This window comes from Microbacterium sp. (assembly GCF_049661145.1).
In the GTDB taxonomy this organism is placed as follows: domain Bacteria; phylum Actinomycetota; class Actinomycetes; order Actinomycetales; family Microbacteriaceae; genus Microbacterium.
The window spans coordinates 14,228-27,729 of the sequence record NZ_JBASZT010000403.1 but is presented as its reverse complement, the minus strand read 5'-3'; the positions used below and the strand labels follow the sequence as shown (position 1 = coordinate 27,729).

The following is a 13,502-nucleotide window of genomic DNA, read 5'->3' as shown; positions in this document are numbered from 1 at the left end:
TGCGACTAGAGCATCTCCAGGTTGCTCTTCAGCTCGAAGGGTGTGACTTGGGACCGGTACTCCTGCCATTCGCGGCGCTTGTTCAGCAGCACGTAGTTGAAGACCTGCTCCCCGAGCGTCTCGGCTACCAGCTCTGAGTCCTCCATGGCTTCCAGTGCTTGGTCGAGGCTCGCAGGCAGTTGCTCGTAACCGAGCGCCCGACGTTCCGCGTCGGTGAGCGACCACACGTTGTCCTCGGCCTCGGGCGGAAGCTCGTATCCCTCTTCAATGCCCTTGAGTCCGGCCGCCAATACCAGCGCGAAGGCGAGGTAGGGGTTCGCGGCGGAGTCCAGCGCGCGGTATTCGACCCTCGTGGATTGACCCTTGTTCGGCTTGTACATCGGCACGCGGACGAGTGCAGAGCGGTTGTTGTGCCCCCAGCAGATGAAGCTCGGCGCTTCGTCGCCGCCCCACAGACGCTTGTACGAGTTGACGAACTGGTTGGTCACCGCCACGATCTCGTTGGCGTGGGTCAACAGACCCGCGATGAACTGGCGACCGGTCTGCGACAGCTGGTACTGCGCACCCTCCTCGTAGAACGCGTTGACATCCCCTTCGAACAGCGACATGTGCGTGTGCATACCACTGCCCGGGTGGCCGCTCAGCGGCTTCGGCATGAACGTCGCATAAACGCCCTGCTCGATCGCGACCTCCTTGACGACCGTGCGGAACGTCATGATGTTGTCGGCCGTGGCGAGCGCGTCCGCGTAGCGCAGGTCGATCTCGTTCTGTCCCGGGCCGCCCTCGTGATGGCTGTACTCGACCGAGATGCCGAGATCCTCCAGCATCCGCACGCTCCGCCGCCGGAAGTCGTGCGCGGTGCCGCCCGGCACGTTGTCGAAGTAACCAGCCGAGTCCACCGGCTCAGGGCCATCGGGACCGAAAGAGGAGGACTTCAGCAGATAGAACTCCACTTCCGGGTGTGTGTAGAACGTGAACCCGGCATCCGCCGCCTTGGCGAGCGTGCGCTTGAGGACGTGCCGCGGGTCGGCAACGGCGGGCTGACCGTCGGGCGTCGTGATATCGCAGAACATGCGCGCGGTCGGGTCGATCTCACCGCGCCACGGCAACACCTGGAACGTCGTGGGGTCGGGGTGGGCCAGCAGGTCCGATTCGTATGAGCGCGTGAGCCCCTCGATGGCAGAACCGTCGAAGCCGAGCCCCTCGGTGAAAGCGCCCTCCACCTCTGCGGGTGCAATCGCGACGGACTTCAATGTGCCGATCACGTCGGTGAACCAGAGGCGTACGAACTTCACCCCCCGCTCTTCGATCGTGCGCAGTACGAAGTCACGCTGCTTGTCCATCGCGTCCTCTCACCAGCGGCCTCGCCGGGAAGCCGAGTCGAAGACCAGACTATCGGTCCTCCTCGGCATCCTCCTCCGCCCACGCGCGCGAGCGCTCGGCGATCACCTGCAGCGCCTTCGCCGCCTCTTCCGCAGTGTCGAACGGACCCGCCCGGTCCGGCGCAGGGGATTCGAAACCGCGCTCGACCTCGCCGGTCTTCAGGTTGTACCAGAACTTGTCTTCGCCACTCGACATCGCGAGGCTCCTTCCGAGAACTGTCGGTCCGATCCTAACGAGCCGGACGCGTCGGCTGGGTAGGCTAGAAGCATGACGACGAAGGCGACCCGTGCGGTCGGAGTGGACATCGGCGGCACCGGCATCAAGGGGGCATTGGTCGATCTGCAGGAGGGCAAGCTTCTCAGTGACCGGGTGAAGGTCAAGACCCCGGCCGGCGCCGAGCCCGACGACGTGCTGGCGGCCGTTCGCAGCGTGCTGGACACGCTCGGGGTGACCGACGACGCCGTGCCCCTGGGCGTCGCCTTCCCGGCGATCGTGAAGAATGGGCGCACCCTGTCGGCCGCGAACGTCGCCGACACGTGGATCGGGTTCGAGGCGGAGAAGTTCTTCGAGGATGGACTCGGGAGAGAGATCCACTTCGCGAACGATGCCGATGTCGCCGGCGTCGCGGAGGCACGCTACGGAGCGGCGCGCGGGGCGGACGGCCTCGTGCTGTTGACGACACTCGGAACCGGGATCGGTACCGCGATGCTGCACAACGGCATCCTGATCCCCAACGCCGAACTGGGCCATCTGCAGCGCGCCAACGAGGCCAGCGACTTCGAGGCGTGGACGGCCTATTCCGCCGTCGAGCGCGAGCGGCTGGACTGGCCGACATGGGTCGCACGCCTGCAGGTGTACTACAGCCACCTCGAGTTCTTGCTGAGCCCGGATCTGTTCGTCGTGGGCGGTGGCGTATCGAAGCACTCCGACGAGTTCCTGCCGCTGCTGAAGCTGAACACCCCGATCGTCCCCGCCGTCCACCGCAACAACGCCGGAATCATCGGTTCGGCGGCGCTCGCGCTCGCGCAGGAGACCGGCACCGACGCCGGAGGCGTCGCGCAGGATCTGGTCGACACGACCAGCTGACGACGGAGGCGAATGGGCCGGCCTGTACGCCGGGTTCTGTCTCAGAGCCTCGACACGGAGGTCGAGGTCCCGTGGACGGTCATCTCTCTCGGCGACACGTTGCCGTGCCGCTCCAGCGGCCTACCCGGGGACTCGGCGGGCGGCGTCGGCATCCCCTGTCTGGCCTTGCTCCGGGCGAGGTTTACCCTGCGGGCCGTGTCACCACGCCCCCGGTGGTCTCTTACACCACCCTTTCACCCTTACCCCGGCTGAGCCGGGGCGGTCTGCTCTCTGTGGCACTGTCTCGCGGATCGCTCCGGGTGGGTGTTACCCACCGCCCTGCCCTGTGGAGCCCGGACGTTCCTCGGTGCGGGCATGCCCGCAACGCGACCGTCCAGCCGACCCATTCGCATCACGATTGTAGCGATCGGCGGGATGCTGTTGGTCACCCCTACTTGGAGGCGTCGACGGCGATGCGCAGATCCAGCGGGAAGTCGAGAGGAAACTCACCGAACAGCAGCGTCCCCGCGCGCGCAGCGCTGTTGCGGACCGCGCGCGCGACGGCATCCGCGTGGTCGGCGGGAGTGTGGACGATGATCTCGTCGTGCAGAAAGAACGCGAGATGCGCCCGGGCGCCGAAGACCGGTCCGGATGCCGGGGCCCGCGCCGCCGCGTCGACGGTCGGCATTGCGGCAAGCCGCCCCCGCAGGTCGGCGAGCCACGCAAGCGCCCACTCCGCCGCCGTACCCTGCACGACGAAGTTGCGTGTGAACCGGCCGCGGTCACGCGCCGACCGGCGGGCGTGCGTGCGGTCGGAATCCGTCGCGTCGGGCTCGCCCGCGGCCGCCTGGATCTGATGCCACCTCGCATCCGCAGGAGGGGAGGAACGTCCGAGCCAGGTCGTCACTACCCCACCCTGCTCGCCGATGGCCGCGGCGGCGTCCACGAGCGCCATGGCCCGCGGGTAAGCGCGGCGCAGCGCCGGCACGAGACGCCCGCTGTCGCCAGTGGTCGCGCCGTACATCGCACCGAGCAGCGCGATCTTGGCCTCCTGCCGCGTCGAGACGACGCCGCTGCCGACGATCCCCTCGTAGAGGTCGCGGCCGCGTGCGGCCTGTGCGAGCGCGGTATCGCCGGACATCGCAGCGAGCACTCGGGGCTCCAGCTGCGCGACATCGGCGACCACCAGCATCCAGCCTTCGTCGGCACGCACCGCCGGTCGCAACTGCCGCGGGAGTTGGAGCGCTCCTCCCCCGGACGACGCCCACCGTCCGGTGACGACACCGCCCGGCACATATACAGGGCGGAATCTCCCCTCGGCGGCCCACTCGTCCAGCCACGCCCACCCGTTGGCGCTCAACAGCCGGGTGAGCTTCTTGTATTCGAGCAGCGGAGCGATGACCGGGTGATCGTACTCGGCGAGCTCCCATCTGTTCGTGGACTGTGCCAGCACGCCGACGCGATGCAGGCTCCGCAGCAGCTTCGGCTGTGAGTCCAGGCTCGCCGCCGGATCGCCGAGGGCCAGGCGCACGACCTCGGCGAGCTCCCGCACCCGGGCTGGGGCTGCGCCGGGGGCGGGACGCGGTCCCAGCGCCTCGTGGAGGAGCATCTCGTGGACCTCTCGACTCCAGGGCACACCTGCCGCGTGCAGTTCCACGGCCAGCAGGGCTCCCGCCGACTCCGCCGCCAGCAGCAGCCGCAGCCGCACGCGCTCCGGCGCAGCTTCGATCGCACGCTGCTGCCGCACGAACTCGGCGAGAACCGCATCGGGGTCGTCCGGCACGCCGCGCACCGCGTCGTCCACGTCGAAGAGTGCGGGAGTGGATGCGGCCGGAGGCTCCGCTGACGACGCATCCCAGTCGATCGCCTTGCGAAGCGCCGCCGCGTTCGATTCGGGGACGAGAGTACTCCCCCGCAGCAGAGCGTGTCCCAGACGCAGATCCCAGCAGCGGGTCACGATGTGCCCGGTGGCGAGAATGCTTGGATACCAGCGTGTCGTGTCGCTCCACACCCACCTCACGTCGGGTCCCGCGGTGGCGACGACCGCGCCGAGTTCCGCCGTCGAACAGCGCTCTCGCATGAGCACGCCGAGGTCATCACCGACGGTGAGAAGCACAGCGTCATCGCCCTCGCGGGCCAGCAGCCGCCGATGTGTCGGCGCGGCGGCACGCGCCGCGCCGGGTGGGATCACAGTCCGGATTCGTCGGTGCGCACGAGGATGCAGCCGCATTCCGGACACATGACGACGTCGTCCTCGGTGGCCTGGCGCAGAGCGTTCAGATCGGTGCCGGCGAGCACCATGTGGCATCCCTCGCATGTGCGCCGGCGCAACAGCCCCGCTCCGACGCCCCGCGCGGCGAGGCGCTCATACAGGGCCAGCAGGTCTGCCGGGACCCGGCTTGCGACGGCGGCGCGATCCCGCGTGGCGCCTTCCCAGGTCGCGGTAGCGGCGGCCACGGCATCCTTGCCCTCGGCGCTCAGCCTCGCGCCTTCGGCATTCGTTTCGGCGATCGCCGCCTCCTGCGCGGCGACAGCAGCATCCGCGTTCTCGAGTCGTTCCATGATCTCGAGCTGCGTGTCTTCGAGGTCGCTCTTGCGCCCCGCGAGCGCGGCGAGCTCGCGCTCGAGACCTTGCGCCTCCTTGACGTTGGAGGTTGCCGCGAGCCGCTCGTTGTCGCGCGCGGCTCGGGCATCGACGAGAGAGACATCGGACTCGAGACGAGCAAGCTCGACGCGGGCATCGTCGCGGGCACCCAGGAGTGTCGTGAGTTCGGCCGACTGCGTCTGCCGCTGCGTCAGCAGAGCCTGCACGCGAGCGGTCTGCTCAGGGTTGCGACGTGCGTGGTCTGCGCGGCTGATCGCGGCATCGAGGCTCGCAAGCTCGAGCACGAGCAGCTGGTCAGCGTGGCTGGACTTCACGCCACCAACCTATCGCGCCTGCCCTGGCAGAGGATGGTGGGCTGGGGCTCGTAGACTGTAGGGCGCACGGGCCTTTAGCTCAGCTGGTAGAGCGCCACGTTTACACCGTGGATGTCGTCGGTTCGAACCCGGCAGGGCCCACCACGTGAAGCCCAGGTCATCCCGGCGACCAGGCTCGACCAGTACCCCGAGGTCGGCTTGTCGCTGCAGACCGTAGATGCGAGGCTTGAGATCGCCTCGAACTGCAGAGGAGACGTCCATGAGCGATGCAGCGCCGTTCTCCGGCCCCGGCTACCCTGTTGCGGGCGTCCGAGTCATTCCGAGGGGACGCGCGACGTACCGCTCGGAACCCGAGGCCGATTCCACGCCGGTCAGACATCTCGCGGGGTACGAGCCATTCTCGGCCTTGTGCCGCGTCTCGGGAGTGAACCCTCGGGATCTCGCGTCCGACGTCGCGCGTATTGGCGACTTTGTGCGACAACGGCGGGAAGCGATCCGGTCAGGTGGTTTGGAGGAAGCCGCGGCCACGTTCCTGGGCAACGTGCTCGTGGGTCTTCGCGAAGATGCCGCCTGGACGAGATACGGCGACGAGTTCCCGAGCGCTGGCACCGAGCAACGACACTACGAGGTTCTTCTCCTTCTCGACCTCCTGATGGACTCCGACGACGCCACGTATCGAACGTGCCTGGACATGATCGAAGAGTGGGGCCGGTCGTAGCCGGGCCCACCCCGTCCCGATACAAGACGCTCTCGTCTGTGCACGAGGTCACTCGCACCTGGAGTGATCTACTCGGCGTATTGCAGGTCGGCGAGTGTGATGCGGTCGCCATCGGTGGTGAAAGTGTAGTCCGCGGCCCATCCATCCGAACCCGCCGGCGCCCAGTGGACCCGGATGCGCTGCGTGGCCGGGTCGATGTCGGCGACGTCGTCGACTCGGAGGGTACCGCCGATGACCTCGCTGTCCGCCCAGGTGCGGATCGCGTCGGCGCCCGTGACGCGCCTGCTGACGTCGACGATTGCTGCGTCGGCGGTGAAGGAGTCCACGAGAGCTTCGAGGTCGCCGCTATTGACCGCGTCGATGTACCGTTGCGCGGCCGTCGAGACGGATGCGCCCTGCTCCGGCGATGCGGTGGTGCTCGGGGAGGCGGCGGGCGGAGGGGAGGCCTCGGACGTGCCCGCGGGGTCGCCAGCCCCGCTCGCGCACCCGGTGAACGCGAGTGCGGTGAGTACGACGAAGGTGGGACCGAGCAGTGCGGTGGGGAGTCTCATGTCGATGCCTTTCGGGTGTCGAAGTCGGTGGAGCGTGACAGCGACTCCCACGCACGAAGCTCCTGCTCCACGTCGTGGAGGTGGCCGGTGATACCGTCGACCGCGTCATTGCCGAGGGGCAGCCGAAGCGGCACGCGGTCGCTGTCGATGGCGGTGAGCACGGCCGCGGCCGCGCGTGTGGGGTCACCGGGCTGCGTGCCGTCGATGCCCGTGATGTAGGCGCGGGTCGGGCCGACGGTGTCGGCATAGGCGTCGATCGGAGTGCTCTCGCCAAGACTGCCTCCAGAGAAACCGGTCCGGAACGCTCCGGGTTCGACGATGAGCACGTCGATGCCCAGCAGCCCCACTTCGAGCGCCAACGCTTCGGAGTAACCCTCCAGGGCGAACTTCGTCGCCGCGTAGGACGAGAATCCCGCAGCCGCGACCTGCCCGCCGTACGACGACATTTGTACGATCACGCCGGTACCGCGCTCGCGCATCCCGGGCAGCACGGCTCGGATGAGCGTCGCCGGACCGAAAAAGTGCAGCTCGAAGAGCGAGCGCAGGTCCTCATCGGTCGTCTCCTCGGCGGCGCCGACGTGGCCTCGCCCAGCGTTGTTCACGAGCACATCAATCCGCCCGTAGCGCGCCTCGACATCCCGGATGGCGGCCTGCGCCGCGGCAGGGTCGGTGACGTCCAGCGGGATCGCCTCCACCCGGTCGGGGGTGTCGGCGACGAGCTGCTGGAGCGCCCCGGTGTTCCGGGCGGTGGCGATGACGACGTCTCCCGCGGCGATCGCCGCGACGGCGAGAGCATGACCGAATCCGCTCGACGCGCCCGTGATGAACCACACGCGGGGGCTTCCGCCCGCACCCGACTGGTCGCTCATTGCGCCCTTCCCTCCGCTCGTTGTGCCGAACATGCTTCCAGCGTGCGCGGGATGACACGCTGCGTCCAAGACACGCTGTCATTACCATCAGCTATGGACGTTCACCTTCGAGACCTGAGGTACTTCCTCGCGGTCGCGGAGCGGCTGCACTTCACGCGAGCTGCCGAAGACCTCTACATCAGTCAGCCGGCACTGTCGAAGCAGATCCGCACGCTCGAGTCCCAGCTGGGTGTCCCGCTGTTCGTACGATCCGGAAAGACCGTGACGTTGACGCCCGCAGGGCTGGATCTCCTCCCCGAGGCGCAGCGCACCGTCGCCGCGTGGTCCGAGGCGGAGCGAGCGCTCGATCGTGGAAGAGAGGATCGCGACAACTCCCTCGTGATCGGCTTCAGCACCGGCCTCGGCCGCGGAATCGTGCCCGCGCTCCGCGCGCGTCTGGGTGCCCTCGCCCCCCGGCTCACCCTGTCGCTCCACCAGGTGAGCTGGTCCGACCCCACCGGCGGCTTACGATCCGACGCCGCCGCACCGACGGACGCCGCGTTCGTCTGGCTCCCGATCCCGGCAGGTCTGGGACTCGACTCAATGGTCGTTGCCACCGAACCCCGCCTGGTGGCGCTCCACTCCGACCATCCCCTCGCGACAAGGCCCGAGGTCGCCTTCCGGGACCTCCTGGACGAACCGTTCATCGCGCTCCCGCACGCCAGCGGCGCCCTCCGTGAGCACTGGCTCGCCCTCGACGCGCGCGACGAGCATCCCGTGATCATCGGCGCCGAGGCAGCGAGCACCGAAGAGACTGTCGAGGCGCTCGCCGCGGGGCTCGGGGTATGCCTCATCGCAGCCGGCAACGCCCCACTCATCGCACGAGACGGTGTCACGGTCCGCCCGGTCACCGGGGTCACCCCCAGCCGGCTCGCTCTCGTCTGGCGCGACGACGACACCCGATGGAGCATCACACAACTGCGGCTGGCACTCCGTCAGGTGCTGGAGGTGTCGTCGCCGCGGCATCCGGACCAGAGTCACGAGCGTGGGTGAACCAACTCGGCGCGGATACCGTGCGTCTTCACGCGATCGTGGAAACCGGACACACCACCGGGAAGATCGTCGTCACCTCGGACTAGCGCTTTCGGATTCGACAGGCTGACGGAGGATGGTTCGGAGCTTGTCCGGAGGCACCGCGCGGAAGTCGCTGAAGTAGATCTCGTGGTGCTTGCCCGCCGGGCGGAGGCCGTTCTCGGGGATGAACTCGTGGTGCATCCGCGCCAGGACGGGTGCCTCGTCCTCGAACGAGCCGACGTGGAGGGTCTGCGCGCTGCGGCCTTCGGAGAGCAACTGGAGGCGGACGTCGCCGAGCCGCGTCGGGGCCTTCTTCGTTCCGGCCCGCGCGACGGCCCTCTCGAACATGTCCTGGTCGATCCAGTCGGGGACCATCAGCATCATTGTCCAGTCCCAGCGCGACTTGTCGAGCCGACCGGTGAACGAGCCCATGTCGTCCGCCCACCACAACCCTTCCAACGGCGGGACGACGTAGTCGCGTCCGAGCTCGCGTTTGCTGCCGAACTTGAGCTTGTAAGCGACGGGGTACAGCGCAGCCAGCGCATCCGCGAAGGTGGACGACGTGTTGGGATCGCCGTGTCCGTCAACCATGACGTACTGCATGTCGGGGACGACGATGATTTCGAATCGGCCCCGCGGAGCGCGGTAGGTGTCGAGAGTCTTCTTGAAGTCGAGCTTGTCAGTCATCGGAAACCCCTCGCATGCCGCTCATGGAAACGCCGCTTGTGTCAGCCGAGTATCCCAGGCTGGAAGGTGCGACTTCGTCGCTGTCGGTCTGCTCGAGGATGCCGGCGAGCGCGGTCCTGGCGCTCATCTCGGCGGGCCCGTGACCCCGGGATATGACTAGGCTGAGGGCGGTGCGTTGTACCCGCCGTACAAAAGGCCGAGCCCGTCCGAAGCCCCGTCCTGGCATGATCTGCCAGATGAAGAAAGGTCTCCCGTGACTGTCAACGATCAGGATCCGTACTCCCAGGGCCCGCAGGACAGCGATCCCGAAGAGACCCATGAGTGGCAGGAATCGCTGCAACAGCTCGTCGACAGCAAGGGCGCCGGACGCGGCCGCGAGATCATGCTGAGCCTTCTGCAGACGTCGCACGAACTGCAGCTGAACGTGCCGCAGGTTCCCACCACCGACTACATCAACACGATCGCGCCCGAGAACGAACCCGCCTTCCCCGGTGACGAGGAGCTCGAGCGCCGCTACCGCCGGTGGATCAGGTGGAACGCCGCACTCACCGTGCACCGCGCGCAGCGGCCCGGGATCGGCGTCGGCGGCCACATCTCCACCTACGCGTCGTCCGCGTCGCTGTACGAAGTCGGGTTCAACCACTTCTTCCACGGTCTCGACAACCCCAGCGGGGGTGACCAGGTCTTCATCCAAGGCCACGCCTCTCCCGGCATCTACGCGCGCTCGTTCCTCGAGGGGCGTCTGTCGGCCGATCAACTCGACGGCTTCCGTCAGGAGAAGTCGAAGGCATCGCTCGGCATCCCTTCGTACCCCCATCCCCGCCTCATGCCCGAATACTGGCAGTTCCCGACCGTCTCGATGGGCCTCGGCCCCATCAACGCGATCTACCAGGCGATGACGAACAAGTACCTCACCAATCGCGGCATCAAGGACCTGTCGAGCGCCCGCGTCTGGGCCTTCCTCGGCGACGGTGAGATGGACGAGGTCGAATCGCGCGGCCAGCTGCAGGTCGCCGCCAACGAGGGCCTCGACAACCTGACCTTCGTCGTCAACTGCAACCTGCAGCGGCTCGACGGCCCGGTCCGCGGCAACGGCAAGATCATCCAGGAGCTCGAAGCCTTCTTCCGCGGTGCCGGCTGGAACGTCATCAAGGTCGTCTGGGGCCGTGGCTGGGACTCGCTGCTCGAGAAGGATGCCGACGGCGCCCTGGTCCGCCTCATGAACACGACGCCGGACGGCGACTTCCAGACGTACCGCGCCGAGGACGGCAAGTTCATCCGCGACCACTTCTTCGCCCGTGACGAGCGCACCGCCGCGATGGTTGCGGACTGGTCCGACAACGACATCTGGGGCAAGCTCCGCCGCGGTGGCCTCGACTACCAGAAGCTGTACGCCGCCTACAAGGCCGCGACCGAGCACAAGGGCCAGCCCACCGTCATCCTCGCCAAGACCATCAAGGGCTATGGCCTCGGGCACCACTTCGAGGGCCGCAACGCGACCCACCAGATGAAGAAGATGACCCTCGACGACCTCAAGCACTTCCGCGACTCCATGCGCATCCCGGTGACCGACGCGCAGCTCGAGGAGAACCCGTACGAGGCCCCGTACTACCACCCCGGCATGGCGGACGAGACGATCCAGTACATGGTCGAACGTCGGCGCGCCCTCGGCGGGTTCCTGCCGGAGCGCCGTACGCACCACGTTCCCATTTCCCTTCCCGACGACAGCGCCTACGCGCTGCCGAAGAAGGGCTCAGGAACGCAGGAGGTCGCCACGACGATGGCCTTCGTCCGCTTGCTGAAGGACCTGCTGCGCTCGAAGGACTTCGGTCACCGGATCGTCCCGATCATCCCCGACGAGGCCCGCACGTTCGGCCTCGACGCCTTCTTCCCGACGGCGAAGATCTACAACCCGAACGGCCAGAACTACACGTCGGTCGACCGTGAACTGCTCCTGGCCTACAAGGAGAGCCCGCAGGGTCAGATCCTGCACGTCGGCATCAACGAGGCCGGTGCCGTCGCGGCGTTCACCGGCACCGGCACGTCGTACGCAACGCACGGCGAACCACTGATCCCCGTGTACATCTTCTACTCGATGTTCGGCTTCCAGCGCACCGGCGACGCGCAGTGGGCGGCGGGCGATCAGATGGCGCGCGGCTTCATCATGGGCGCGACCGCGGGGCGCACGACGCTGACCGGGGAAGGACTGCAACACGCCGACGGCCACTCGCACCTGCTGGCCTCGACCAACCCTGCGACGGTGTCGTACGACCCGGCCTACGGCTACGAGATCGCGCACATCGTCCGTTCCGGCCTGGACCGCATGTACGGCGGCAACCATCCCGACCCGAATGTCATGTACTACATCACGCTCTACAACGAGCCGCTCGTGCAGCCGGCCGAGCCGGAGGGCGTCGACGTCGAGGGCATCGTTCGCGGCATCCACCGGATCTCCGAAGGTCACTTCGCAGAGGGCCAGAGCGACGGGAATCGCGCCCAGCTGCTCGCGTCGGGGGTGGGAGTGCCGTGGGCGCTCGAGGCGCAGCATTTGCTGCGCGAGGACTGGGGCATCGCCGCGGACGTGTGGTCGGTCACGAGTTGGACGGAGTTGCGTCGCGACGGCCTCGCCGCAGACGAGCACAACTTCCTCAACCCGCTCGCCGAGCCGCGTACGGCGTACCTCACCGAGAAGCTGCGCGACACTGCGGGGCCCGTCATCGCGGTGAGCGACTTCATGCACGCCGTGCAGGACCAGATCCGTCCCTGGGTGCCGCACCGCTTCGCCACGCTCGGCGCCGACGGCTTCGGCTTCTCGGACACCCGCCCCGCCGCACGCCGGTTCTTCAAGATCGACGGTCCGTCGATCGTCGTGCGCACACTTCAGGCCCTCGCCGACGACGGGCTCGTCGATCGCGGGCTGTCCGCGCAGGCGATCGACAAGTACCGGCTGCACGACGTCACCGCAGGAACCAGCGGTAACGCCGGCGGCGAGAGCTGACAGGCTCAATGCCGTCTCGACCCACGCCGCAGGAGAAGGCGGAGACGCTCGCGTGGCTCCGCCGGATTTCGGGCGAGTTGGCGACGGCGACGATCAAGCGGCTCGAGGAGTCGCTGCCGTGGTACGCCGACATGCCGCCGGCGCGCCGCTCCGCGGTGGGTCTGGTGGCGCAAGCGGGTATCGCCTCGTTCATCCAGTGGTACGACGACGCGGGTTCGGCGCCGTGGATCGCAGCGGACATCTTCGCCGCGGCTCCTCGCGAACTGCTGCGCAGCGTCAGCCTGACCCAGACGCTGCAGCTGATCCGCGTCACCGTCGCCGTCACGGAGGAGCGGGTCGCAGGTCGGGCGGAGGATCTGCGAGAGAGCATCCTGCTGTTCTCGCGCGAGGTCGCCTTCGCCTCGGCGGACGTCTACGCGCGCGCCGCGGAGGCTCGTGGGCTGTGGGATGCCCGCCTGGAGGCCCTGGTCGTCGACTCGATCCTCACCGGCGAGGCCGATGAAGAACTACCCAGCCGCATTGCAGCCCTTGGCTGGCATGGCCATGGCGAGGTCGCCGTCGTGGTCGGCACGACGCCTCCGCAGTTCGATGTCGATCAGCTGCGCCGACTTGCCCGAAAGCTCGGCGTCGACGTGCTCATCGGGGTGCAGGGATCTCGCCTCGTCGTCGTCATCGGACGCGCTGAGCTGCCTGGACGAGACGCGGCTGACGAAGACCTCCCTTTCTCCGCGATCGCGCTTCGGCTCGAACCGGCGTTCGGTCGGGGTCACCTCGTCGTCGGTCCCGCCGTCCCGGCGCTGGTGGATGCCGGGCTCAGCGCCCGTGCCGCTCTCGCGGGGTTCGCCGTCGCCGGCGCGTGGCGGAACGCACCCCGACCCGTGGAGGCGGACGACCTGCTGCCCGAGCGCGCACTCGCCGGGGACACTGTGGCCAAGGCCACGCTCGTCGAGCGGATCTATCGCCCGCTGCAGGCCCACTCGGCAGACCTCGTGACGACCCTGTGGAGCTACTTCGACAACGGCCGGTCGCTCGAGGCGACGGCGCGTGAACTTTTCGTGCATCCGAACACCGTGCGCTACCGGCTCAAACGCGTCTCCGACGTCATCGGATGGGATGCGACCGGTCCACGTGAGGCACTCATCCTGCAGACCGCGCTCATCATCGGCTCCATCGGCACCGAGGTCACCCGGCGGCGCAGTGTCGGCATGCGCAGGGCCAGCGGCGCATGATGCCGGGGGGCTCTGTAGGGCACGTACAAA

12 protein-coding genes, 1 tRNA gene and 1 other RNA gene are annotated in these 13,502 nt (G+C 68.0%); 6 read left to right on the top strand and 8 right to left on the bottom strand.

Annotated elements, in window-relative coordinates; genetic code table 11:
* Window positions 1–5 precede the first annotated feature (5 nt).
* Both glnA and WBP48_RS16735 read right to left on the bottom strand, forming a co-directional pair.
* The gene (glnA, locus tag WBP48_RS16740; protein WP_424441873.1) at window positions 6–1,343 is read right to left on the bottom strand and encodes a type I glutamate--ammonia ligase; all 1,338 of its coding nucleotides are present in this window, start codon (window positions 1,341–1,343) and stop codon (window positions 6–8) included.
* A 49-nt stretch (window positions 1,344–1,392) separates the two neighbouring features.
* Entirely contained in the window at window positions 1,393–1,578 is a 186-nt protein-coding gene (locus WBP48_RS16735) for an SPOR domain-containing protein (protein WP_424441872.1), read from the bottom strand.
* 72 nt (window positions 1,579–1,650) lie between these two features.
* Between WBP48_RS16735 and ppgK the strand changes: the two genes are divergently transcribed.
* Window positions 1,651–2,469 (top strand): polyphosphate--glucose phosphotransferase, encoded by an 819-nt coding sequence (gene ppgK / locus WBP48_RS16730; protein WP_424441871.1) that lies wholly within the window; start codon window positions 1,651–1,653, stop codon window positions 2,467–2,469.
* 9 nt (window positions 2,470–2,478) lie between these two features.
* Here ppgK and rnpB read toward each other — a convergent pair.
* The 3 genes from rnpB to WBP48_RS16715 all read right to left on the bottom strand — a co-directional run bounded on the left by rnpB (window position 2,479) and on the right by WBP48_RS16715 (window position 5,367).
* Window positions 2,479–2,854, bottom strand: an RNA gene (rnpB, locus tag WBP48_RS16725) — RNase P RNA component class A.
* 45 nt (window positions 2,855–2,899) lie between these two features.
* Window positions 2,900–4,678, bottom strand: coding sequence for a bifunctional 3'-5' exonuclease/DNA polymerase (locus tag WBP48_RS16720; RefSeq protein WP_424441870.1), 1,779 nt, complete (start codon window positions 4,676–4,678; stop codon window positions 2,900–2,902).
* Window positions 4,636–5,367 (bottom strand): zinc ribbon domain-containing protein, encoded by a 732-nt coding sequence (locus WBP48_RS16715; RefSeq protein ID WP_424441869.1) that lies wholly within the window; start codon window positions 5,365–5,367, stop codon window positions 4,636–4,638. The genes WBP48_RS16720 and WBP48_RS16715 overlap by 43 nt, the downstream gene beginning before the upstream one ends.
* 68 nt (window positions 5,368–5,435) lie before the next feature.
* Here WBP48_RS16715 and WBP48_RS16710 point away from each other — a divergent pair.
* Both WBP48_RS16710 and WBP48_RS16705 read left to right on the top strand, forming a co-directional pair.
* Window positions 5,436–5,511 (top strand) — tRNA-Val (locus WBP48_RS16710).
* A 115-nt stretch (window positions 5,512–5,626) separates the two neighbouring features.
* Window positions 5,627–6,085 carry a hypothetical protein gene (locus WBP48_RS16705; RefSeq protein WP_424441868.1) on the top strand — a complete coding sequence of 153 codons (459 nt, stop codon included), beginning with the start codon at window positions 5,627–5,629 and terminating at the stop codon, window positions 6,083–6,085.
* A gap of 68 nt (window positions 6,086–6,153) precedes the next feature.
* Here the strand turns inward: WBP48_RS16705 and WBP48_RS16700 are convergent, their stop codons facing one another.
* Complete coding sequence (locus WBP48_RS16700; RefSeq protein ID WP_424441867.1) at window positions 6,154–6,636, bottom strand: nuclear transport factor 2 family protein; 483 nt, start codon at window positions 6,634–6,636, stop codon at window positions 6,154–6,156.
* Complete coding sequence (locus tag WBP48_RS16695; RefSeq protein ID WP_424441866.1) at window positions 6,633–7,505, bottom strand: oxidoreductase; 873 nt, start codon at window positions 7,503–7,505, stop codon at window positions 6,633–6,635. The genes WBP48_RS16700 and WBP48_RS16695 overlap by 4 nt, the downstream gene beginning before the upstream one ends.
* A 93-nt stretch (window positions 7,506–7,598) precedes the next feature.
* On the opposite strand from WBP48_RS16695, the gene WBP48_RS16690 reads away from it, so the two are divergent.
* Window positions 7,599–8,537 carry a LysR family transcriptional regulator gene (locus WBP48_RS16690; RefSeq protein ID WP_424441865.1) on the top strand — a complete coding sequence of 313 codons (939 nt, stop codon included), beginning with the start codon at window positions 7,599–7,601 and terminating at the stop codon, window positions 8,535–8,537.
* A gap of 72 nt (window positions 8,538–8,609) precedes the next feature.
* Here the strand turns inward: WBP48_RS16690 and WBP48_RS16685 are convergent, their stop codons facing one another.
* Window positions 8,610–9,245, bottom strand: coding sequence for a GyrI-like domain-containing protein (locus WBP48_RS16685; protein WP_424441864.1), 636 nt, complete (start codon window positions 9,243–9,245; stop codon window positions 8,610–8,612).
* A gap of 253 nt (window positions 9,246–9,498) precedes the next feature.
* Between WBP48_RS16685 and aceE the strand changes: the two genes are divergently transcribed.
* Window positions 9,499–12,243 carry a pyruvate dehydrogenase (acetyl-transferring), homodimeric type gene (aceE, locus tag WBP48_RS16680; RefSeq protein ID WP_424441863.1) on the top strand — a complete coding sequence of 915 codons (2,745 nt, stop codon included), beginning with the start codon at window positions 9,499–9,501 and terminating at the stop codon, window positions 12,241–12,243.
* An 8-nt stretch (window positions 12,244–12,251) separates the two neighbouring features.
* Window positions 12,252–13,472, top strand: a complete 1,221-nt coding sequence (locus WBP48_RS16675) for a PucR family transcriptional regulator (RefSeq protein ID WP_424441862.1) — start codon at window positions 12,252–12,254, stop codon at window positions 13,470–13,472.
* The last annotated feature ends 30 nt before the right edge of the window (window positions 13,473–13,502 follow it).

What these genes read in the sequence shown, in the direction of transcription:
- WBP48_RS16690 (WP_424441865.1), top strand. Translation starts at nt 7,599, where the DNA reads ATGGACGTTCACCTTCGAGACCTGAGGTACTTCCTCGCGGTCGCGGAG.
- WBP48_RS16720 (WP_424441870.1), bottom strand. Translation starts at nt 4,678, where the DNA reads ATGCGGCTGCATCCTCGTGCGCACCGACGAATCCGGACTGTGATCCCA.
- WBP48_RS16735 (WP_424441872.1), bottom strand. Translation starts at nt 1,578, where the DNA reads ATGTCGAGTGGCGAAGACAAGTTCTGGTACAACCTGAAGACCGGCGAG.
- ppgK (WP_424441871.1), top strand. Translation starts at nt 1,651, where the DNA reads ATGACGACGAAGGCGACCCGTGCGGTCGGAGTGGACATCGGCGGCACC.
- WBP48_RS16685 (WP_424441864.1), bottom strand. Translation starts at nt 9,245, where the DNA reads ATGACTGACAAGCTCGACTTCAAGAAGACTCTCGACACCTACCGCGCT.
- glnA (WP_424441873.1), bottom strand. Translation starts at nt 1,343, where the DNA reads ATGGACAAGCAGCGTGACTTCGTACTGCGCACGATCGAAGAGCGGGGG.
- WBP48_RS16700 (WP_424441867.1), bottom strand. Translation starts at nt 6,636, where the DNA reads ATGAGACTCCCCACCGCACTGCTCGGTCCCACCTTCGTCGTACTCACC.
- WBP48_RS16695 (WP_424441866.1), bottom strand. Translation starts at nt 7,505, where the DNA reads ATGAGCGACCAGTCGGGTGCGGGCGGAAGCCCCCGCGTGTGGTTCATC.
- WBP48_RS16675 (WP_424441862.1), top strand. Translation starts at nt 12,252, where the DNA reads ATGCCGTCTCGACCCACGCCGCAGGAGAAGGCGGAGACGCTCGCGTGG.
- WBP48_RS16705 (WP_424441868.1), top strand. Translation starts at nt 5,627, where the DNA reads ATGAGCGATGCAGCGCCGTTCTCCGGCCCCGGCTACCCTGTTGCGGGC.